The sequence below is a fragment of the Limnoglobus sp. genome, from assembly GCF_059499385.1.
On the sequence record NZ_JCABYM010000027.1, the window covers coordinates 26,161 to 46,863 of the forward strand.

General features: G+C 69.2%; 16 protein-coding genes. 6 read left to right on the forward strand and 10 right to left on the reverse strand.

Annotation, left to right across the window (positions count from 1 at the left end; translation table 11 throughout):
- The first annotated feature begins 12 nt into the window (after window positions 1-12).
- Entirely contained in the window at window positions 13-1,431 is a 1,419-nt protein-coding gene (locus AC5JJ2_RS04560) for a DUF1501 domain-containing protein (protein ID WP_495856776.1), read from the forward strand.
- A gap of 75 nt (window positions 1,432-1,506) precedes the next feature.
- Window positions 1,507-2,040, forward strand: coding sequence for a transposase (locus AC5JJ2_RS04565; protein WP_495856777.1), 534 nt, complete (start codon window positions 1,507-1,509; stop codon window positions 2,038-2,040).
- Between the two features lie 108 nt (window positions 2,041-2,148).
- Here the strand turns inward: AC5JJ2_RS04565 and AC5JJ2_RS04570 are convergent, their stop codons facing one another.
- On the reverse strand, window positions 2,149-2,907 hold the full coding sequence (locus AC5JJ2_RS04570; protein ID WP_495856778.1) for a peptidylprolyl isomerase: 759 nt from the start codon (window positions 2,905-2,907) through the stop codon (window positions 2,149-2,151).
- A 160-nt stretch (window positions 2,908-3,067) separates the two neighbouring features.
- Here AC5JJ2_RS04570 and AC5JJ2_RS04575 point away from each other — a divergent pair, with 160 nt between their 5' ends.
- Complete coding sequence (locus AC5JJ2_RS04575) at window positions 3,068-4,453, forward strand: DEAD/DEAH box helicase family protein (RefSeq protein ID WP_495856779.1); 1,386 nt, start codon at window positions 3,068-3,070, stop codon at window positions 4,451-4,453.
- Between the two features lie 113 nt (window positions 4,454-4,566).
- Here AC5JJ2_RS04575 and AC5JJ2_RS04580 read toward each other — a convergent pair whose 3' ends face one another.
- The 3 genes from AC5JJ2_RS04580 to AC5JJ2_RS04590 form a co-directional block, all read right to left on the reverse strand.
- Complete coding sequence (locus AC5JJ2_RS04580; RefSeq protein WP_495856780.1) at window positions 4,567-4,944, reverse strand: CoA-binding protein; 378 nt, start codon at window positions 4,942-4,944, stop codon at window positions 4,567-4,569.
- Between the two features lie 74 nt (window positions 4,945-5,018).
- Window positions 5,019-5,222 carry a carbon storage regulator CsrA gene (csrA, locus tag AC5JJ2_RS04585; protein WP_495856781.1) on the reverse strand — a complete coding sequence of 68 codons (204 nt, stop codon included), beginning with the start codon at window positions 5,220-5,222 and terminating at the stop codon, window positions 5,019-5,021.
- Window positions 5,223-5,553: 331 nt separating this feature from the next.
- Complete coding sequence (locus tag AC5JJ2_RS04590; protein WP_495856782.1) at window positions 5,554-6,513, reverse strand: hypothetical protein; 960 nt, start codon at window positions 6,511-6,513, stop codon at window positions 5,554-5,556.
- A 246-nt stretch (window positions 6,514-6,759) separates the two neighbouring features.
- Between AC5JJ2_RS04590 and AC5JJ2_RS04595 the strand changes: the two genes are divergently transcribed.
- A complete protein-coding gene (locus AC5JJ2_RS04595; RefSeq protein ID WP_495856783.1) occupies window positions 6,760-7,992 on the forward strand; it encodes a TolB-like translocation protein in 1,233 nt (410 codons plus the stop codon).
- Between the two features lie 141 nt (window positions 7,993-8,133).
- On the opposite strand, the gene AC5JJ2_RS04600 is transcribed toward AC5JJ2_RS04595, so the two are convergent.
- The 4 genes from AC5JJ2_RS04600 to AC5JJ2_RS04615 all read right to left on the reverse strand — a co-directional run bounded on the left by AC5JJ2_RS04600 (window position 8,134) and on the right by AC5JJ2_RS04615 (window position 14,567).
- Entirely contained in the window at window positions 8,134-10,371 is a 2,238-nt protein-coding gene (locus tag AC5JJ2_RS04600) for a hypothetical protein (RefSeq protein ID WP_495856784.1), read from the reverse strand.
- A 239-nt stretch (window positions 10,372-10,610) separates the two neighbouring features.
- Window positions 10,611-12,638 (reverse strand): ABC transporter permease, encoded by a 2,028-nt coding sequence (locus tag AC5JJ2_RS04605; protein ID WP_495856785.1) that lies wholly within the window; start codon window positions 12,636-12,638, stop codon window positions 10,611-10,613.
- Window positions 12,639-12,776: 138 nt separating this feature from the next.
- Window positions 12,777-13,685, reverse strand: a complete 909-nt coding sequence (locus AC5JJ2_RS04610; RefSeq protein ID WP_495856786.1) for an ABC transporter ATP-binding protein — start codon at window positions 13,683-13,685, stop codon at window positions 12,777-12,779.
- A gap of 156 nt (window positions 13,686-13,841) precedes the next feature.
- Window positions 13,842-14,567 carry an arginyltransferase gene (locus AC5JJ2_RS04615; RefSeq protein WP_495856787.1) on the reverse strand — a complete coding sequence of 242 codons (726 nt, stop codon included), beginning with the start codon at window positions 14,565-14,567 and terminating at the stop codon, window positions 13,842-13,844.
- 208 nt (window positions 14,568-14,775) lie between these two features.
- On the opposite strand from AC5JJ2_RS04615, the gene AC5JJ2_RS04620 reads away from it, so the two are divergent.
- Window positions 14,776-17,643, forward strand: a complete 2,868-nt coding sequence (locus AC5JJ2_RS04620; RefSeq protein ID WP_495856788.1) for a serine/threonine-protein kinase — start codon at window positions 14,776-14,778, stop codon at window positions 17,641-17,643.
- A 97-nt stretch (window positions 17,644-17,740) separates the two neighbouring features.
- On the forward strand, window positions 17,741-18,754 hold the full coding sequence (locus AC5JJ2_RS04625; RefSeq protein ID WP_495856789.1) for a mechanosensitive ion channel family protein: 1,014 nt from the start codon (window positions 17,741-17,743) through the stop codon (window positions 18,752-18,754).
- Between the two features lie 14 nt (window positions 18,755-18,768).
- Here the strand turns inward: AC5JJ2_RS04625 and AC5JJ2_RS04630 are convergent, their stop codons facing one another.
- On the reverse strand, window positions 18,769-20,121 hold the full coding sequence (locus AC5JJ2_RS04630) for a DUF2254 domain-containing protein (RefSeq protein WP_495856790.1): 1,353 nt from the start codon (window positions 20,119-20,121) through the stop codon (window positions 18,769-18,771).
- Entirely contained in the window at window positions 20,078-20,554 is a 477-nt protein-coding gene (locus AC5JJ2_RS04635) for a hypothetical protein (RefSeq protein WP_495856791.1), read from the reverse strand. Before AC5JJ2_RS04635 ends, AC5JJ2_RS04630 begins: the two co-directional genes overlap by 44 nt.
- Window positions 20,555-20,703: the final 149 nt, after the last annotated feature.

The following is a 20,703-nucleotide window of genomic DNA, read 5'->3' on the forward strand; positions in this document are numbered from 1 at the left end:
ACACTTTCAATCATGACACCGCACATTCCCCCGCTCCGTTCCCGCCGTCAGTTCCTCACGCAGGCTGGCGGCGGCATCGCGCTCAACTCGATGCTCGCGAACACTGCGAGCGCCGCCGACGCGCCGAAGGGCGTCAACCCGCTCGCGGCGAGGAAGCCGCACTTCCCGGCGAAGGCGAAGCGGGTCGTGTTCCTGTTCATGGTCGGCGGGCCGAGCCAGATGGACCTGTTCGACCCGAAGCCGGAACTCACCAAGCGGCACGGCCAGCCGCTGCCGGAAGGCACCGGCCGCCCGAAGAGTCAGTTCACCACCGGCAACGAGACGATCCTGGCGAGCACGCGGAAGTTCAAACAGCACGGCCGGACCGGGGCGTGGGTGTCCGACCTGATGCCGCACCTGGCGACGGTCGCGGACGACATCTGCTTCCTGAAGTCGTGCTGGTGCGCGAACACGATCCACGCCCCGGCCATGTACGAGCTGCACAGCGGGCGGATCACGATGGGCCACCCGTCGCTCGGGTCGTGGGTCGTGTACGGCCTCGGCTCCGAAAGCGAGAACCTGCCGGCGTACTGCGTCATGCCGCAGCCGGAGGGCATCCTCGAAGGCGGCGCGCCGTGCTGGGGCGCGGGCTACCTGCCCGCGGTGAATCAGGGCACGCTCCTCCGCCGTGGGGCCAGCCCGGTGCTGAACCTCAAGCCGCAGCCCGGCGTGACGGCCGAACAGAACAAGCGGACGTTCGACCTCGTGAAGCAGCTGAACGAGATCAACCTGTCGAAGGGGGACACGGACCTGGAGGCGCGGATCGCGAGCTACGAGCTGGCGTTCAAGATGCAGACGCACGCGCCGGAGGCGGTGGACCTGTCGAAGGAAACGAAGGAGACGAAATCGCTCTACGGCCTGGACGACGCGAAAACGGCCGAGTTCGGCACGCGGCTCTTGCTCACCCGCCGGCTACTGGAGCGCGGCGTGCGGTTCGTGAGCGTGTACAGCGGCGGCGGGCCGGTGAACATGCAGTGGGACGCCCACGACGACCTGAACGGCAACCACGAGAAGATGTGCGGCCTGTCCGACAAGCCGATCGCGGCGCTCATCAAGGATTTGAAGCGAACGGGGATGCTGGACGACACGCTAGTGGTCTGGTGCAGCGAGTTCGGGCGGACGCCGAACAGCCAGGGCAGCCGCGGCCGGGACCACAACCCGCTGGGGTACACGATGTGGTTCGCCGGCGGCGGGTCGAAGCCGGGGTCGGTCGGCACGACCGACGAGTTCGGGCTGAAGGCGGTCGAGCGGCCGATCTCGGTGAACGACTACCACGCGACGATCCTCTACTTGCTGGGGCTGGACCACGAGAAGCTGACGACCCGGCATAACGGCCGCGACGAGCGGCTGACCGACGTGGCCGGCGACGTGGTCACGGCCGCGGTGGCGTAGAACCCGGAGCGGCAGCGACGGGGTGCGTCTTGTGGAACCCGGAGCGGTAGCGACGGGGTGTAAAGGAGGCCGCCCGTGGCCCATCTCTGGATGTTCACCTGGCGAACCTACGGCACTTGGCTCCCTGGGAAAGAAGGCTTCGTCGGCAACTACCGCCCTACCTCCTGGGAACGCCGGACCGACAACGCCCACAACCAGCCTACCGCCCCGGCCCAACCAGCCTTGGCCCGCTACGCGGCCGGACAATTGAGGTCGCCGCCCGTGCGGTTGGTGTTGGCGCAAGCACAACAAATCTCGATGGCGATCCAAGACCACGCCCCGTACCGCCGGTTCGCGATCGATGCCTTCTCCATCCTAGAGGATCACGTTCACTTGGTCGGCTGGTACGATGTCGAACCCGATCCCGACCGGGCGTTGGCCGACTGGAAGGCTTACGCGAGTCGGGCGTTGAACGCCGGTCGCGGCCGGCAGAATTGGTGGGCGGAAGGCGGGTCGAAGCGCTGGTATCCCGAGGACGCCCGGCCCGCGTTGATCGACTACGTCCGCAACCAGGAGAAGCCGTTGATCGTCTGGCTTAGTGACGAAGTACGCAAGTCACTTCGGCTGTAGTGTCTTGTGGAACCCGGAGCGGTAGCGACGGGGTGTCTGGCGCACCCAGACACCCCGTCGCTACCGCTCCGGGTTCCACAAGACACCCCGTCGCTACCGCTCCGGGTTCTACCGCGTCGTCACCTTCTTCATCGCCACCGGCTTCGCGGGTAGTTCGCCGTTCGCCTCGGCGTCCGCGACCTTCCGCAGCACGTCCAGGCCGAGCGTCACTTTGCCGATCACGATGCCGTCGCCGTCCAGCGGCGGGTTCGGGCCGAGCGTCACGTAAAACCGCGTTCCGCTCGTCGCGCCGTCCGCCTCGCGGAGGAAGCCGACCGTCCCCTCGGCGTGCTTCACCTCCGTCAGCTCCGGCTTCACGAAGTAGCCCAGGTGGCCGCGGCCCGGCGTGCCGTCGCCGAGCGGGCAGCCGGCCGTCACGTACTCCAGCAACTCCGTCGCGCCGTCCGTGTTCACGAACGCTTGCGTCACCACCCGCTCGAACACGAGGCCGTCGAAGTACCCGGCCTTCGCCAGCGCCAGGAAGTTACGGACGTGGTTCGGGGCCGCGGCCGCGTCGAACGTGATCTCGACGCTGCCGTGCTCCGTCTCGATCGTCGCGCGGGGGTTCTCGCCCAGCTTGATCGTCGGCCAGATCGCGCGAACGTCGTCGGCCAGCTTCGCCGCGGACTTCCCGGCCAGCGTCTTGTCCGGCGGCAGGTCGAAGCCGGGCGGCAGCACGTTCGTCGTCGCCTGGTCGAACGGCACGTCCGCCGTCGGCGCGGGCGTGACGACCGCCGGCATGTCGGCGGGCTTGGGTTCCGGTTGGGCCGTGGGCTGGCAGCCGCAGATCGAGACGCCCGCGAGCAGGCCGAGGCAGTGCCGCTTCATGGTGAACAGTCCTCGCACAGTTTCGCGCGTGATAACGAGGGCCGGCGGCGCGGTCAACGCGATTTCATATAGCCGCCGGCTTGCCGGCGGGGTTTTGGGGGCGCGAAACCCCGCCGGCAAGCCGGCGGCTATATAGAGCGGCGGCCATACAACGGACCGTATGGCCGACACCCTCATCTCGCTCAGTTACGACCGCGGCACGGTGCTGCTCGCCGACGGGCCGCGCGGGTTCGACTTCACCACGCTGCCCGGCGTGCTGTTCGACCCGCGGACCAGCGCGTACCGCGCCCAAGGCCGGCACTACCGCGGCATCGTCGAGCACCTCGTCCGCGAGAAGCTGCCGTTCGCCGACGCCGCCCGCGGGTGGGAGAACAAGGACGCCGGCTGGCAACTGAAAGTCGATTGGACCCCGCACTGGTATCAGGCGGAGGCGCTGCAGACGTGGGTGAAGACCGGCCGCCGCGGCCTCGTCGTGCTGCCGACCGGGACCGGGAAGACGTTCCTCGGCGCGCTCGTCATCCAGAAGGTGTCCCGGCCCACGCTCGTCGTCGTGCCGACGCTCGACCTGCTCCGGCAGTGGGTCGGGCAGCTCGCGGACTTCTTCGGCGTCGAGGTCGGGGCGGTCGGCGGCGGCGACTACTTCTTCCACCCGATCACCGTCATCACCTACGACTCGGCCCGCATCCACGTCGAGCGGTGGGCGAACAAGTTCGGCCTCGTCCTGTACGACGAGGCCCACCACCTGCCGGGGCCGAGCTACGCGGAAACGGCCGTCGCCAGCCTCGCCCCGTTCCGCCTCGGCCTGACGGCCACGCCGGAACGGGCCGACGGCGGCGAGACGATCTACCCGGAACTGGTGGGTCCCGTCGTCTACCGCCGCGAGATCACCGAACTGTCCGGCGACTTCCTCGCGGAGTACCAGGCGAAGCGGGTGCTCATCGACCTGACGCCGGAGGAGGAGGAAATCTACCGCACGAGCCGCGAGATTTACCGGAAGTTCGTCGCGGACCGCGGCATCAGCTTCGGATCGCAGGCCGGGTGGCAGCGGTTCATCTTCGAGGCGAGCCGCTCACCGGAAGGGTGGAAGGCGATGAAGGCGTACCGCGCCCAGAAGGAAGTCGAGCGCTCCGCCTCCGGCAAGTTCGCGAAGCTGGAAGAGCTGATGAACCGGCACGCCGGGGAGCGGACGATCGTGTTCACGGCCGACAACGCGACGGTGTACAAGATCGCCCGCCGCTACCTCGTGCCGGCGATCACGCACCAGACGAAGGTGAAGGAGCGGAAGCAAATCCTGGAGCGCATCCACAGCGGCCAGTACACGGTCGTCGTGACGAGTCAGGTGCTGAACGAGGGGGTGGACATCCCGGCCGCGAGCGTCGGGATCGTACTCTCCGGCACGGGCAGCACGCGGGAGAACGTGCAGCGTTTGGGCCGCATCCTGCGGAAGTACCAGGGCAAACAGGCGGTGCTGTACGAGGTCGTCGCCCGCGGCACGGCCGAGGAGTTCACCAGCGACCGCCGGAGGCAGCACGGGGCGTTTCAGTAGTTGTTAGTTGGCAGTTGGTAGTTGTTAGTGAAAGACAATTTTAGTGGCCGACCGTCGTTTTTGACTGCCAACTACCAACTGCCAACTAACAACTACCAACTACCAACTGCCAACTACTCAGAGAACTGGCTCGGCGAGTACCCGATGTCCACGATGCTGCACCCCTGCACCACGTTCAGGCCCAGCTCGGCCGCCTTCGCGACCACGTCCGGGCCGTCCGCACCGGGGTTCAGCCAGAGTTCGCCGATCTGCTTCGCGGTGAAGCCCTCGACGGCCTTCACGCCGACGGCGGGGGGAAGGTACACGCTCACGCGGTCGAGGTGGTCGAGCGGCACGTCGGCGAGCGTCTTGTAGACGGGTAAGCCTTCGACGACCTCCGCGGACGGGTGGACGGGGTACACGGTCCAGTCGGCGGCGAGGTACGCGCGGACGCACTTGTTCGCGAACTTGCGACGGTCCGGCCCGGCCCCGACGACGGCGATGGTTGGCATGGCGGAGTTGGGGTAGGGGGGAACAAGCCGCGCAACGTGGGACCGGCGGCGGGTGGGGCGGGACGGGGCGAGGATCAGGGCGTGCCCTTGGCCTCGGCCGGGGGTTTCGTCGGCGTCGTCCCGTGGATCGCCTCGTACACCTCTTCCCGGTGGACCGGCACGTCCTTCGGCGCGACGATGCCGAGCCGAACCTTGTCGCCGCGGATTTCCACCACCGTGATGACGATGTCGTTGTTGATGACGATCGACTCGTTCTTTTTTCTGGACAGTACAAGCATGGGGTCTATCTTTCCGTAGGTCGCATCCAAAGACCGGGCCGGTCTGGAAGTCCTCCCTGGTGGGGTCACGGTCCCTGTGCCGCCGTGCGAACGTCCCTTCGCGAGTGCCCTGAAACGGCTATCAGAATCCTACGCTTGCCGGAGCGGAACCATTTGTCCACTCGCGGGTTGTCAAGTCATTTCCGTTGACTTTTCAAGGCTTCTCCTTCCACTGTAAAAGCGGGCAATTTGGGTAGTCAAGCCGCATTTTCAGAGTTTGAGCGATTTTTCGGGATGAGAGATGAAAAAATGAATACCGTGTGGGAGGTGTCCGAACGGCTCTGCCATCTTCTCACGGCGCGAAGCCGGCGGGCGTCACCAACCCGGCCGCCTTGCGGCGGTGGAACGTCGCGACCTGCCGGACGGTCGGGTCGGCGTCGGCCGTCGCGAGCTTGTCGGCCCAATCGGCGTAGAGCAGGTTCCGCTCGGACGCGACCCGCACGGCCCCGGCCCGCACCGCCGGCTCCGCGTCGCGGCTGAGCCGTTCCAGCCACGGCCCGATGTCGCGACTCGTTTCCGAGGCGAGATCGACGAGCAGTTGCAGCCGCACCCGCGGCTGCGGGTGCGTCAGCCGGCGGCCGAGGTCGATCTCCTCGGCCGTGCGGCCGCGGGTTTCGAGGACGGCCATGCACACCGTCCGCACGGCCGCGTCCGGGTCGTTCGTGCCGCGGAACAGGTCGTCCTCGGTGATCGGCGCGTCGTCCCCGGCCGTGCCGAGGGCGGTGAACGCTGCCGCCCGCACCGCGGCGTCCGCGTCCGTGGTCAGCGGCACGAGCGCGGCCGTCAGGCGGATCGCCGGCCGGGCCGCGAGCTTCGCGGCCGCGACTTTCGCGACGGGTGATGACTGAAGGCCGCGCTCGACGGCCGCCCGGCACTTGTCCGCGACGGCCGCGTCGTTCGCCTTCAATGCTTCCGGCACGAGGTCGAGGACCGCCTCCAGCCCGTCGTCCTTGAGGGTCGGCACGGCATCGAGAACGGCTGCTGCATGAGCGGCGAAGTTGTCCCGCAGCGCGGCGACGACGGCCCGGCACGTCGGCGGGTCGTCGGTGCGCAGTGCCTCCACGAGTTCCGCGATTCCCGCGTCGCCGAGAGCCAGCAGCGAGCGGGCGTGGTCGGCCCGCGCGTCGTCGGTGGTCGCCGACCGCAGTTGGTGGCCGGCGTACTTGGCCCGCAGCAATGAGGCATTGAGGGCCGCGAACCCGCCGCCGAGGACAAGGATGCCGACGACGATTCGCTTCGTCCACGTTCGCATGACGACGCCCCTGGGAATGACGGCGGAACATACCCGCGATGGGCGAGCGGCGACAAGTTCAAAACCTAGACTTCCGAAGTCCGGTTTCGACTTCGGAAGTCGAGCGGGACCAGCACCAACGGAGCGGCAAGGGACGCCCCTGCGGGGGATCGACTTCCGAAGTCGAAACCGGACTTCGGAAGTCTGGCTCCTTGCTCCCGCCCCACCGCCTTCTTATCTCTCCCATGCCCTCCCCGGAGTCCCCCCATGCCGCACCCCTCCCGTCGCGAATGGCTCGGCCTCGCGGCCGCCGCGGTCGCCGCCCCCGCGTTCGCCGCCGACGACCGCGTGAAGCTCCCGGCCCGCGCCGTCACGACGGGGCCGAAGCACCACTGGTTCGGGTACTACGACAAGTGCCCGTGGGACGCGACCGGCCGCTACCTGCTCGCGATGGAGAGCGACTTCTGCGACCGCCAACCGACCGCGACCGACGCCGTCACCGTCGGCATGGTCGATCTCAAGGACAACGACACGTTCATCCCGCTCGACCAGACCAACGCCTGGGGCTGGCAGCAGGGGACGATGCTCCAGTGGCTCGGGTCGGCCCCGGACCGCGAAGTCATTTACAACTCGCTGCTCGACGGGAAGCCGACGGCGATCGTCCGCGACGTGAAATCCAACAAGACCCGCGACCTGCCGCGGCCGATCTACGCCGTCAGCGCCGACGGCAAGCAGGCGGTGACGCTCGACTTCGCCCGCCTCCACCGGCTGCGGCCGGGGTACGGCTACGCCTCCTACGACGAGACGTTCGCGGACGACCCCGCGCCGGAAAAGCTCGGCATCTGGCACATGGACGTGGCGACGGGGAAGGACCGGCAAATCGTCAGCCTCAAGCAGCTGGCCGCGAACAAGCCGGACGCGCGGTTCGCCGGCGCGCACCACTGGGTCAACCACCTCCAGTTCAACCCCGGCGGCACGCGGTTCGTCTTCCTCCACCGGTGGCGGGTCGGCGAGAAGCCGTGGAGCACCCGCCTCTACACCGCGAAGCCGGACGGCACGGACCTGCGGCTGCACCTCGACACGGGGATGGTGTCGCACTTCGACTGGCGGGACGACGCCACGCTTTTGGCCTGGGTGAAGACGCCGACGACGGGGAACAAGTTCGCCCTCATCGACGTGGCGACGGACGCGCTCGCGGTGATCGGCGACGGGGTGCTGACGCAGGACGGGCACTGCTCGTACAGCCCGGACCGGAAGTGGGTGCTGAACGACACGTACCCGGACAAGAACCGGTTGCAGTGGCTGATGCTCTACGACCCAACGAAGAACCGGCGGTACGACCTGAACCAGTTCCTATCGCCGAAGCAATTCACCGGCCCGGTGCGGTGCGACCTGCACCCGCGGTGGAACCGGGACGGGACGCAGGTCTGCTTCGACGGCTGCCACGACCCGCAGCGGCAGGTGTACGTCGTGGACGTGCGGGACGTGGTGAAGGGGTGACGCCCTGGCTTACGCCTCGGAGGGGCGGCATTACCTGGGACCGCGGGCGTCCCGCCCGCCGCGGTCCCAGCCACGTAAGACGGGTCTCCGTTCACGAGAAGGTGGGCGGGCGGGACGCCCGCGGTCCCAGGGGTGGCCCGCCTACGGCGTCTGGCCCGGCCGGCCGATGCGTTGCAGCCGCTCGGCCATCGCCTGCTCCGTGGACTTGGAAACCCACCGGTTCGCCTCGTTCTCCGTCGCCTCCGACACGTACTCCCACAGGTACTTGAACTCGCCCTTCGTCACCAGGTAGTTCAGCACCGCGTCCCGGCCCTGATCGACCGGCACGTTCGCCCGCGCCGGGTCGGTCGGCGGCAGCTTCATGAGTTGGTCCGCCCGGCCCTGCACCCGACGATCGAGCGTCGTCACCATCACCCCGGCCCGGTCGTAGGCCAGGCTCTGGGCGTACGCCTTCCGCAACGTCTCCTCGTCCACGTGCGGGGACGGGATGACGCCCCGCGCCGCGACCGCCAGCTTCCGGGCCTGTGCGTCCACCTCCGGGTCGAGTTCCAACAGCCGGATCAGGTGCGTCTGGTTCTCCAGCAGGTCTTCCTCCCCCTTCGAGGTCCGCGTGCGGTGGTACGCCGGGAACTTCCGCAGCGCTTCCCGCGTCAGGTTGATCCCCTCCGCGTACTTCTGCTTCGCCTTCAGCTTGTTCCCGGCCCGGTCCTCGTCCTTCGCCTCCCACATCGCCTTGCGGGCGTCCACCGTGGTGTCGTCCTTCTCCAGCTCGCTGTTCGTCAGGAAGAACTCGATGTTCGTCACCTGCCGCTGCTGCTCGTAGGTCCGCAGCGTGTCGGCCGCCCGGACCCGCTCGCGGGTCAGCCCGCGGGCGCGGAGGGCGTCGTCGTCCAGCAGCAGCAGGTTCGGGTCGGCCGGCACGCCGCGGGCGGCTTCCTGCAGCCGGGCCAGCTTCGCCGGCTCGGCCTCCAGGTTTAGCCCGTTGGCGCGGGCGTGGTCGGACCACATGTTGAACGCCTTCGCCCACTCGCTCTGGGCGTTCGCCGGGGTGTCCAGGCCGACCGCGCCGCCGGTCGGGAACCACCGGTCGGCCTCGGAGTCGGCCCGCTTGTCCGGGAACCAGACGGTCTTCGCGTCCAGCCACCCCTCCTTCGTCAGCCGCTCGGCCCGGTACGACTGCGCCCGCGGGGCGGCCTGCCGGAAAAGCACGAGCATCGGCGACTTCGGGATGCGGTAGCGGAACCGGTCCACCCCGGTCAGCGTGGGGGAGTACTCGGGCAGCCCGTCGGCCGAGGTCGGCGGGAGCGGTTCCATCGAGTAGGCGTACCACGCCCCGGCCGCCTGGAACGCGTCGAACGCGTCGCTCATCTCGTCCGGCGGGGTGTTCGCCGTGAACCGGAACTGGTTCGCCAGCACGCCGGCCACGCCGGTGTCCGGCAGCTTCAGCGGCAGGGCTGGGAACTGCTGCTCGGCCGGGAACAGCTTGTCGTTCTTGGTCTTGTCGAACCGCGTCGGCACGCTCTGGTTGTCCTCCAGGAACTGCACGACCTGCTCCGGCCGGGTGTACCCGAGCTGGTCCGCGAGCCGGCGGCAGAGCTGCGGGTTCTTCTTCGCGAACTCGGCGAACGCCGCGAGGTCGATCTGCCCGGTCTTGTCCCGCAGCCGGGCCGGCTTGCGGTCCTCCGGCGGGACGCAGCTCAGCTGGAACAGGGACGACAGCGTCCGGACCTTGTCCGAGACGCTGAACTTGTTCTGGTAGTAGAACCCGATCTGGTACCGCATGTCCGGCGACTTGCGGTTCATCCGTTCACCCTCGGCGAGCAGCTCGATGCCGCGGGTGATGTAGAAGTACATGTCGTTGAGCCGGTCGTTCTCGACCGACACGTTGTACGACAGGTTCCAGGACTGATAAATCCAGGGCGTGGTGAAGTTCGGCTGGAGGCGGGTGACGGTCCGGACGAGGAACTCGAACTCGTGCCACTCGTTCCGCTTGAACTTCTCGATGGCCGCCCGCCACAGGGCGGTGATGACGAACCCGCGGCTGCCGAGCGTGCCGAGCCGCATGGCCGTGCTGGTGATCTCCGGGTCGCCCTGTTCCAACTCGCGGAGCTCGAGCGCCTCGCTGCTCGCCTGCTGCTCGATGGTGCGGCTGTACAGCCAGTCGGCGTAGTGGGCGACCTTGTTCGGCGCGTCGTCCGGCCGGGCGTCGGCGTCGGCCCCGCCCCGCCGCTCCTGGTTCATGTACGTGGCCCGCGCCGCGTTGCTGAGCGGGACCTGCAGCTTGCCCCGCCACAGCAGGCTGAGCGTGAACAGGCCGATGATGAGCAGGAAGTACGTCCACTTCCGCCGGGTGACGGCTCGCTGGAACGGGTTGGCCATGACAGGTCGGTCTCCGAGCTATATAGCCGCCGGCTTGCCGGCGGGGTTTCGGCGGTCGCAAAACCCCGCCGGCAAGCCGGCGGCTATATGAAAACGTACGTCGCCACTTCGCGGTTCATGTAGGGCGGGTCAAGGCTTTGCGCCGACCCGCCGAGGGGGTCGTAACCACAAGAGAGACACGCCGAACCGGCTGGAACCGGACGGCGGGTCGGCGCAGAGCCTTGACCCGCCCTACGAGATTACGCCGCGACCTCGCGGTTGCGGATCAGGTAGTACGACAGCAGCGCCCACGGGAGCAAGTACCCGATCAGGATGATCACGTTCATCACCAGGTACTCGACGTTGATGTTGAACCCTTCCTTCAGGTAGTTCGTCCACGTGAACGCGTCGATGTTCGGCACGATGTTCTCGTACCGGCGGAACACCCACGCGTAGAACTGGTCGCCGTACCCGATCGTCCGCCGGGTCGCCGTGTCCTCCAACTCCGCCGTCGGCGTCGTCGCCTGCAACAGCCGGGTCAGCGACTCGAACGGCCCGCCGCCGGTGCTCTGGCCGGTCGCCACGTCCCGCAGGTGGTCGGCGAAGTACGCGCACACGTACAGGAACGCCGCCGCCAATAGCGCGATCACGCCGGACAGGTACGTGCTCAGCGTCACCGCCACGCCGACCAGGATGATCGCCCGGCAGAGGAGGCCGAAGGCGTTCTTGAAGTAGTTCTCGCTGAACGTCTTCTCCCCTTCCATCAGGTACAGGTCGGCCTCGGCCATGCCGAGCATCTGGCCGGGGCTGAGGCACTTCACGTACACGATCGCCCGCGGCGCGCCGGCCGGCGGCGTCCCCTGGCGGGCGTTGCGGAACAGGCCCGTCGGGACGTAAACCGTCGCCGGGTGGTAGTCGTAAACCTCCGTCGTGCCGATCTCGAAGAACCCGAACTCCTCGGCCAGTTGGTCGACGTACTTCCACGCCTCCGTGCCGGGCTTCGCGTAGGCCAGCGACGGCGGGGCGTTCGGGCCGCCGATCTCTTTCTTCCGCAGCTTCGCGTCGATCTCGGCCCGCTTCGCCTTGTACTCCTCCTCCCGCGCCCACGTCCACGACCCGTCCCCGCCGCGGACGGTCGGCGGCTTCTGCTCGCACTGCCACGACACGACGCGGACGTTCACGTCCACCCCGCGGTTCTCGTCCCCCTTCGTCAGCCGGAAGATGTCGAACGTGAACTCCAGCGGGACCTGCTCGCGGGACGTGAGCGGCTCGGCCATGTTCGCCGGGATCGTGGCGAAGCTCCACAGCGCCCGCTCGGACGTGGTCTTCGAGCCGGGGATGTACTTCCGGTAGTCGAACTCCCGGCCGACGTTCATGCCGGTGTAGTTGTCCGTCCGCGCCCGGAAGTCGATCTTCCCCCGCAGCGGCACGCGGGACCGCTGGCTCTCCTCCACCGCCTTCGGGTCGAACGTCGTCCCGAACGTGAGGTAAACCCACCCCACCAGCGTCATCAGCGCCAGCGCCACGGTCAGCAGCGCGCTGTACCCGAAGAACCGGCCGAGGACGATCTCGAACCGCTCGACCGGTTTCGTGACGATCGTGTAGATCGTCTGGTGCTTGATGTCGTTCGGGATGCGGAACGCCGCCAGGATGACGGCCGGCACGAGCAACAGCAGCGTGCTGGCGAACGCCGTCACGTCGAGCGTCAGCCGGATTTCGTCCTCCGGCTTGTTGTTCGGCAGGAACCACTTCACCGGGAAGAGGAAGACCAGCAGGAACAGGAGGAACACGAAGAACAGCCGGTCGCGGAACGCCTCCTTCACGCTCAGCTTGGCGATGGCGTAGACCCGCTGGAACCGGAGCTTGAGCAGGTCGCGGGCGAACGGGTGGCCGAGGCCGAGCAGCGCGAACAGCCCGCCGGCGGACAGGAGCAGCGGCTGGAGCTTGTACGACACGACCGGCGGCAGGTAGACGAGCGCCTCGGTGGCGATGGCGTTCGAGATGTACTGCGCCTCCGGCCGGCCGACGCCGACGAGGTACGCGGCCGCGAACCCGGCGTAGCAGATGAGCGACAGGACGGCCATGAACAGCATCCACGTCGTCACCGGCATCCGGAGCTTGGTCGATTCCGGCTGGTCGGTCGGCGCGAAGATGGCGTACAGCAGGTAGATGAACAGCCCGACGGCGGCGAACCCGCCGGCGTCCGTCAGCCACACCTGGGCGAGGCCCGGCAGGTGCTGGAGGGCGAGCGGCTCGCGGTCGAGGATGAGGATGCCGAACAGGGACATGGGTATGGGGTATGGGGTATGGGGTATGGGGTATGGGGTATGGGGTATGGGGTATGGTCGGAACGGGTCTGGGAAGCGGGCGGGCCAATCGGGTGGGGGGGGTATTTCTGCCATACCCCACACCCGATACCCCATACCCTACGACCCCGCAGGGGTCGTTTCGGCCGGCGGCAGGTAGCGGCGGCCGGGCCGGGCCTTCGACTCGTCCACGATCCGCAGGAACAAGTCTTCCAGCGTCGTCGTCGGGTGGCCGAACGACTCCAACTTGCCGCCGTGCTTGTCGATCACGGCCGCGAGGTCGGCCCGCAGCGCGTCGTTCAGTTCCAGCCCGGTGGCGCGGATTTCGAGCCGCTTCTGGTCTTCCACCAGCTTGTTGACCTGCCCCAGTTCCTGGAGGTCGCCGCCGTACAGGATGGCGATCCGGTCGCACACGTCCTGCACATCGTCCAGGCGGTGCGAGCACATCAGGATGGTCTTGCCCTTCTTCTTCAGGTCGAGGATGAGGTCCTTCATCCACCGCGTGCCGAGCGGGTCGAGGCCGGAGGTCGGTTCGTCCAGGATGACGAGGTCCGGGTCGTTGATGAGGGCTTGCGCGAGGCCGATCCGCTGCCGCATCCCCTTCGAGTACTCGCGGAGGATGCGCTTCTTGTCGTTCGACAGGCCGACCATGTCGATCAGCTCCGCCGCCCGCTTCTCGCGGACGGACGACGGGATGTTGAAGAGGCGGCCGTAGAAGTCGAGAGTTTCTTCCGCGTTGAGGAACCGGTAGAGGTACGATTCTTCCGGCAGGTAGCCGATGCGCTCGTTCTTCTCGACCTTCGCGGCCGGCTGGTTGAACACGAACGCATCGCCGCCGGACGGGAAGAGGAGGCCGAGGAGGAGCTTGATGGTGGTCGTCTTGCCGGACCCGTTGGGGCCGAGGAGGCCGAAGATTTCGCCCTTCTCGATGGTGAGGTCGAGGGCGTTGAGGGCGGTCTTCTTCTTTCGGCCCCAGAAGTCGCGGTAAATCTTGGTGAGACTTCGCGTTTCGACCACGTACTCGGTCATGTCGGGCCTCTCGTCGTCGGTGGGTCTGGGTGATCTACGCCACCCGCCGCGGATCGGTTCGCGCCGTTGTTTTAGGAAGTGCTTCCGCCCTCGGCAGCGAGCGAAATGACCGGACCGCGGCGGGTTTTCAGCCCCGTTCACGGGGCTAAAGAGGGGTCACGCCCGATGATCGACCCACCCGGCCGGGGTGAACACCTGGTTCGGCCGGAAGTTCGCCTTGTACGCCAGCGACCGGCAGCCGTCCACGAAGTACCCGAGGTACACGAACGGCCGCTCCTTCGCCTGGGCGTACCGGATGACCGACAGCACGTTGAACGTGCCGAGCGACCGGTCGCGGTCGTCCGGGTCGTAGTAGAAGTAGATGGCCGACGGGCCGCCCGGCAGGTCGTCCACGTACCCGACGCCGACCAGCTTCCCGCCGACGCGGTAGACCCACTCCTGCGTCGGGTACGGGTGGGCCACGAACGTCTCGACGTAGTCGTCCCGGCTCTTCGGGTCGCGGTCCCGCCAGCCGACGTGGTCGCTCTGGAAGGCGTGGTAGCGGTCGTACAGTTCGAGCTTCTCGTCGCTGACGCTCGGTTGTCCGACGCTCACCGTCACCTCGCCCGCGTTCGCCTTCCACGCCCGCTTCTGGCTCTGGCTGGGGGCGAACCTCGCCGCGTCCACCCGGAGCGACCGGCACATGTCGCACGCGTCGCACTGCGGCCGGAAGATCGAGTACCCGAACCGCCGCCAGTTGGCGAGCATGAGCGGCTCGTACTCGGCGGCGGAGAGGTCGGCGAGGAACTCGTACCGCATGGTGGCGACGCGGCCCGGCAGGTAGCTGCACGGGTGCGGCGGGGTGACGATGGTGGCCAGCGACTTCATTCGGGGATGATACACGACCCCGTGTTTCCCCGCGACCCGGCGGCGGGGGCGACCCGACTTCCGAAGTCCGGCTTCGACTTCGGAAGTCGAACGGGGCCAGCGCCGACGGGCGGGGAGTACCGCCCCCTCCCGCATCGACTTCCGAAGTCGAAGCCGGACTTCGGAAGTCTGGGCCACTCGTTCTTCCGGTATACTGAGCCGATCGGCTCCCCTGGGTGCCACCATGTCCGACGACTTGACTCGCGACCACACGCCGACCGCGGACGCCGCCACCGTGGCGGCCGCGGACACCGCCGTTGCCCGCCCGGTCCCGGCCGCGGCCGGGTTCGACATCGGGGCGGAGATCGCCCGCGGCGGCATGGGCGTCGTCTACCGCGGCCGCGACACCGCGCTGGACCGCGAGGTCGCGATCAAGGTCCTCCGGGACGATTTCAGCATCGACGGCTCGTCCGCCAAGCGGTTCGTCGCCGAGGCCCGGATCACCGGCCAGCTCCAGCACTTCGGCATCCCGCCTATCCACCACGTCGGGACGCTCGGCGACGGCCGGCCGTTCCTCGCCATGAAGCTCATCAAGGGCGAGACGCTGGCGGACGCCAAGGCCGTCGGCGACAAGCTCGCGGTGTTCGAGGCCGTCGCGCAGGCCGTCGGGTACGCCCACGCCCACGGCGTCATCCACCGCGACTTGAAGCCGGCGAACGTCATGGTCGGAACCTACGGCGAAGTCCAGGTGATGGACTGGGGCCTCGCGAAGGTTCTGTCCGACCGGCCGGCGGCCGTCGCCGACCCGGACACGACCCGCGGCGGCACGGAGATTCGGTCGCTCCGCGACGACGGCGACCACACGCACGCCGGGAACGTCCTCGGCACGCCGGCGTTCATGCCGCCGGAGCAGGCCATCGGCGCGAACGAGCAGGTGGACGCCCGGTCGGACGTGTTCGGCCTCGGCGCGATCCTGTGCGTGCTCCTCACCGGCCGCCCGCCGTACGTCGGGGCGTCTTCCGAATCGACCCGGCAGCTCGCCGCCCGCGCCAAACTCGACGACGCCTTCGCCGCCCTCGACGGGTGCGGGGCCGAGCCGGATTGGGTCGCGCTGTGCAAGAAGTGCCTCGCACCCGAACCGGCCGACCGCCCGGCCGACGCCGGCGTCGTCGCGACCGAGGCGGCGGCCCTTCGCCGGGCGACGCTGGAGCGGGCGAGGCGGGCCGAGATCGCGACGGCGGAAGCCGAGGTGAAGGCGGCCGAGGAGCGGAAGCGGCGGCGGGTCTGGCTGCGGGCCGTCGGCGCGGTGGCGGCCGTGTTCGCGGCTGCGGCCGGGCTGAGTTCGTGGCTCGCCGTCCGCGCGTACTGGGCCGAGCAGGCCGCGTCCGAGCGGCTGATTCAGACGAAGGCGGCCGAGGAGAAGGCCCGCGGGGAGGAGGGGAAGGCGAGGGAGTCCGAGGCGCGGGCGAAGGAGGCGGAGGCGACGGCGAAGGACCGCGAGGCGAAGGAGCGGGCCGCCCGCGCCGACGCCGACAAGCAGAAGCGGCAGGCGAAGGAGGAGGCGGCGTCCGCCCTGGCCGTGAAGGACTTCGTCTGCGACATCCTGGCGAAGGCCGACGCGAAGAAGGACGCCACCCCGGCCGAGGTCGAGGCGGCCAACCGGGAGGCGAAGAACAAGCTCGACTACGCCGTCCGCCGGCTGGACGACTTCGACGGCAAGCCGGCCACCGAGGCCGAGATCCGCAACACCATCGGCATGATGTACGACACGCTCAAGGCCGTGCCCGAGGCCGAGGCGCAACTCAAGCGGTCGCTCGAGCTGTTCGAGGAGGCGTTCGGCCCGAACCACGACGTGACGCTGCACGCGGCCCGGGGGCTGGGCGGGTTCTACGTGAGCCTCAAGCGGTGGGCCGACGCCGAGCCGCCGTTCCGCCGGGTGCTCGCCGGGTTCGAGAAGGACAGCGGGTTCAACGCCCTCTTCGGCCTGAAGGCCGCGCAACAGCTCGCCGCCATCGCTCAACAGCTCAAGCGGCCGGCCGACGCCGTCGGGTACCTCCGCCGCGGGCTGCCGCTCGCCCAACGGGGTACGCCCGGGCCGGACTCGGCGGCCGTCCTCAACGTGCGGCAGTTGCTGGCCAACGCCCTCGTGCAGAACGGCGAGTTGGCCGAGGCCGAGCGGGAGTTCCGCGGCATCATCGCCGCCGCGGTGTCGGCCCGCGGGGGGGACGACTGGGTCGTCTCGTTCGCGTCGTGGGGCCTGGAGGAATGCCTCGCCAAGCAGGGGAAGCACGCGGCGGCCGGGCAAGAGATCCGCGACCACCTGGCCCGCCTCACCGCCGCCATCGGGGCGGCCCACGAGCGGACGCGGGAGCAGGCGATCCGGCTCGGGACCTACCACTCGTTCCACCGCGAGTTCGACCGGTCCGTCCCGCTGTTCGAGGGGGTGGTGAAGCAGGCCGGCGACACCGCCGGGGCCTGCCGCCCGCTGCTGCACCTCGGCAGCGACCTCCACGCGGTCGGCCGCACGGCCGAGGCCGTCGCCGCACTGGAACGGGGCGAGCACCTCCGCCGCAAGCACAACCTCGCGGACCTGCGGGACCACGCGTACCACTCGCTCGTGGCCGCCTACAAGGCCGCGGGCCGGGACGAGTCGTTGCGGGCGTTGAACCGGGCCATCGCGGCGGAGGTGCGGGCCATCGAGAAGCCGTACACCTTCGCCCGCGCCGACGGCCTGGCGTTCGTCGGCTGGTACATGCTTACGGTCCGGCAGTTCACCGAGGCCGAGCCGGTCCTCCGCGAGTGCGTGGCGATCCTTGAGAAAGAGGCCCCGGACGCGTGGCAGACGCACAACGCCGCGTGGATGCTCGGGTGGGCGGTGTTCGGCCGCGGCCGGGCGGCCGCCGCCGAGCCGCTGCTGCTGCGGGGTTACGAGGGCGTGAAGCGGCGGGCCGAGACGATCCCGGAGCAATTCCGCGAGGTCGTCGTCGCGGCCGCGGACCGGCTGGTCGCCGTGTACGACCGGCTGGACCGCCCGGCCGACGCCGCGAAGTGGCGGGCGGAACGGGCGACGTACCCCCGCGAGGCCGCCCCGCCCCCGCGGCCGCGGCCGTGAGCCGAGCCGACAAAGCGCACTTCAGCACCGACTTCGCCTGGATCGGCGCGCCCCGTGCAGCCTCTGAGACCGGGAATTGGCTCCCCGGAGGGCACACATGGGCGACTTCATCCGTCTCGAAGGGCCGCAGCGGGCCGTGTACCTGTTCGACACCCGCCTCGTCGGCGTGAACGCGGAGAACGGCAAAAAGCTGCTGTTCACGCTCGCCCTCGTCGCCCTGCTGCTCGCGCTCGGCTGGGCACTGCGGGCGCTCACGCGGTTGATCCTCCGCGACCGGGCCGACCAGCGGACGGCGTTCTGGACCCGCCAGGGCATCCGCCTGTTCGTCGGCGTCGCGCTTGTCTTCGGCGTGGCGAGCATCTGGTTCGACGACCCGACCACCCTGACGACCGGGCTGGGGCTGGTGTCGGCCGGGCTGGCGTTCGCCCTCCAGAAGGTCATCACGGCCGTCGCCGGGTACCTGGTCATCCTCCGCGGGAAGACGTTCAACGTCGGCGACCGGATCGCCATGGGCGGGGTCCGCGGGGACGTGATCGCGCTCGGGCTCACCCAGACGACGATCATGGAGATGGGCCAGCCGCCGGCCGTGCAGGGGGCCGACCCGGCCATGTGGGTGCAGAGTCGGCAGTACACCGGCCGGGTGGTCACGGTGAGCAACGCCAAGCTCTTCGACGAGCCGGTGTACAACTTCACCCACGAGTTCCCGTACCTGTGGGAGGAGATGATGCTGCCCATCCCGTACGCCGCTGACCGCGGCCGGGCCGAGGAAATCTTGCTCGCCGCCGCCCGCCGGCACGCCGTCCCGCAGGAAGAATTGCAGGCCGCCCGGATCGACGAACTGAAGCGGCGGTACTTCCTGGACCGGCTCGGGGTGCAGCCGAGGGTGTACTACCGGTTGACCGACAACTGGCTGGAACTGACGGTCCGGTTCGTGGTGGCCGACCACGGCATCCGGGACGTCAAGGACGCCATGAGTCGGGACGTGCTGCGGGAGTTGGAGGCGGCCGGGATCGGGTTGGCGTCGGCCACGTTCGAGGTCGTCGGCCTGCCGCCGATCCGCGTGGCGGTGGACGAAAAGGCCGCCCGGCCGCGGGTCGGCCCGACCGACTGACCCGCGGGGCCGGCCTACCGGCCGGCCCCGCCGAGCGACTCGAGCGTCCGGGCCGCCCGGTCGGCCACGCGGCGCTTGTCCCGCGGGGCGGACAAGGTCCGCTCGCTCAAGTCGATCACCTCGCGGGCGTGTTCCAACAAGACGGCCCGCCGCGGCGGGGACGCCGTCCGGCCGGCCACCCGTTCGAGCGAGGCGAGCAGCCCTTCCAGAACTGCTACATTTGCGTCGGCGTTCTGCCGGACTTGATCGTACGCCTCGCCGACCAGGTCGGCGTAGGTCGGGCCGCACGTCAGCACCCGCAACTCCCCGTCCCGGCCGCGGAACCGGGACTCGATGCGGCGGTCGGACAGGCGAACCAGGATGGCCGTCAGGTGGTCGATGCACATCACGGCCGTGGTGGTGTCGTTCACGCCGGGCGAGAGCGCCTTCAGGGCCACGTCCACGATCTGCCGGACGCCGAACGCCGCGTCCTGCTCCACCGTCCGCTGGCGGCCGATGGCGTACAGCCCGCGGACCCGATCGGCATCTTCGTCGCTCGGGGCGAACCCGTGGACGGAGGCCAGCGGCTCCCCCGCGATGACGTGTTGGCCGACCCGCCGTTCCTTCCGGACGACCGCCCGCCGCTCGCCGGCGAACGCCAACAGCCCGGCCGTATCCACCGCCTGGACGTACCCCGTCCGGGCGGCCGCCACCGCATGCCAGGGGCCGCCGGCCGCGTCCGGCTCGCCGGTTGGGTCCTCCTCGCCCACCCCCTCGGGGAACAGGTGATCGACGGCCCGAAGGGTCTCGCCGGTCGCCGCGGCCAGGATGTGGCTGGCCTGGATGGAGGCCGAGATGTGGTGGATGAAGTAGATCAGGACGCCGATGCCGGCGAACCCGAGGATAAGGCCGCCCAGGACGGCCACGGACGGGACGAACGCCCCCTCGTCGCCGCCCCGGATGGTCCGAAGTACGACCAGGCAGTAGGCGAAGATGCCGACGAACGCCCCGAGGACGGACTGGGTCACCCGGTCGCGGAGGAAGTTCCGGAGCACCCGCGACGTGTACTGGCTGGACGCCAGCGACAGGGCGACGAGGGTGATGGAGAACACCACGCCGGCGATCGTGATCATCGAACTGGCGACGGCCGTGAGCAGGCCCCGCGCGCCCTCGGCCCCGGCCCCGAACAGCCGCGGCGACCCCGCCAGCGTGCCCGCCGGGAGCCACCCGTCGGCGTCGATCAGCACGGCCGCGAGTACGACGGCCGCCAGCACGCAGAGGGCCGGGAGGAACCAAAAACTGTACCGGACCTTTAGCCAGAATTGGTGGAAAGGACGAATCGCATCACCCCCGTTCGTGACGATCCCGGCCGCCGTCGCGGAACTCACAAGCTAGGCGCGACGTGTCGCCGCGGCACCCCGTCCGCGCGGCCGCCTGCCACTCCAGGAGGCCTAGCCCGCCCACGAATACGGCCTCCGCGACCAGTTGGCCCACCCCGAACGGACTTGCCTCGCCGACCCACGCGACCGCCAGCGCCGCGCAGAAGACCGCCCACGCGACGTTCGCCGCCGCGACCGCGCGGAGGAACGGGACCCGGTCGCCCCGGCTGCGCATGGCGAGCGTGAACGAGACGCCGGCGTAGGCGAGGTTCGCGAGGCCCATCCCCAGCAGCAGGTCGGCCGGCAGCGCGTAGAGGTCGGCCAGCCAGCCGCGGAGGGCCAGCACCAGCGCGCCGACGACAGCCCCGGCGATCCAATCGACCCAAATGAGTACGCCCGCTCGGATGAGTTCCCCCTCCGCCGCCGATCGACCCCCGCTCACCTGCTGCGGCCCGTGAGGAACCAGGAAGGTAAGCGGTTGATTGTTCGCTCGATCAGCCCGCGGGCAGGAGTTGCTTCGGCATTATGTCATGGTACGCCCGCACCCGGCCGTGAAGCTACGTCACGGCCTCGTCGTTCAACTCGTGAAAC

Excerpts from the sequence above, each read along its gene's own strand:
- AC5JJ2_RS04610 (WP_495856786.1), bottom strand. The coding sequence starts at position 13,685 with ATGACCGAGTACGTGGTCGAAACGCGAAGTCTCACCAAGATTTACCGC.
- AC5JJ2_RS04570 (WP_495856778.1), bottom strand. The coding sequence starts at position 2,907 with ATGAAGCGGCACTGCCTCGGCCTGCTCGCGGGCGTCTCGATCTGCGGC.
- AC5JJ2_RS04600 (WP_495856784.1), bottom strand. The coding sequence starts at position 10,371 with ATGGCCAACCCGTTCCAGCGAGCCGTCACCCGGCGGAAGTGGACGTAC.
- AC5JJ2_RS04590 (WP_495856782.1), bottom strand. The coding sequence starts at position 6,513 with ATGCGAACGTGGACGAAGCGAATCGTCGTCGGCATCCTTGTCCTCGGC.
- AC5JJ2_RS04625 (WP_495856789.1), top strand. The coding sequence starts at position 17,741 with ATGGGCGACTTCATCCGTCTCGAAGGGCCGCAGCGGGCCGTGTACCTG.
- AC5JJ2_RS04580 (WP_495856780.1), bottom strand. The coding sequence starts at position 4,944 with ATGCCAACCATCGCCGTCGTCGGGGCCGGGCCGGACCGTCGCAAGTTC.
- AC5JJ2_RS04605 (WP_495856785.1), bottom strand. The coding sequence starts at position 12,638 with ATGTCCCTGTTCGGCATCCTCATCCTCGACCGCGAGCCGCTCGCCCTC.
- csrA (WP_495856781.1), bottom strand. The coding sequence starts at position 5,222 with ATGCTTGTACTGTCCAGAAAAAAGAACGAGTCGATCGTCATCAACAAC.
- AC5JJ2_RS04620 (WP_495856788.1), top strand. The coding sequence starts at position 14,776 with ATGTCCGACGACTTGACTCGCGACCACACGCCGACCGCGGACGCCGCC.
- AC5JJ2_RS04560 (WP_495856776.1), top strand. The coding sequence starts at position 13 with ATGACACCGCACATTCCCCCGCTCCGTTCCCGCCGTCAGTTCCTCACG.
- AC5JJ2_RS04595 (WP_495856783.1), top strand. The coding sequence starts at position 6,760 with ATGCCGCACCCCTCCCGTCGCGAATGGCTCGGCCTCGCGGCCGCCGCG.
- AC5JJ2_RS04575 (WP_495856779.1), top strand. The coding sequence starts at position 3,068 with ATGGCCGACACCCTCATCTCGCTCAGTTACGACCGCGGCACGGTGCTG.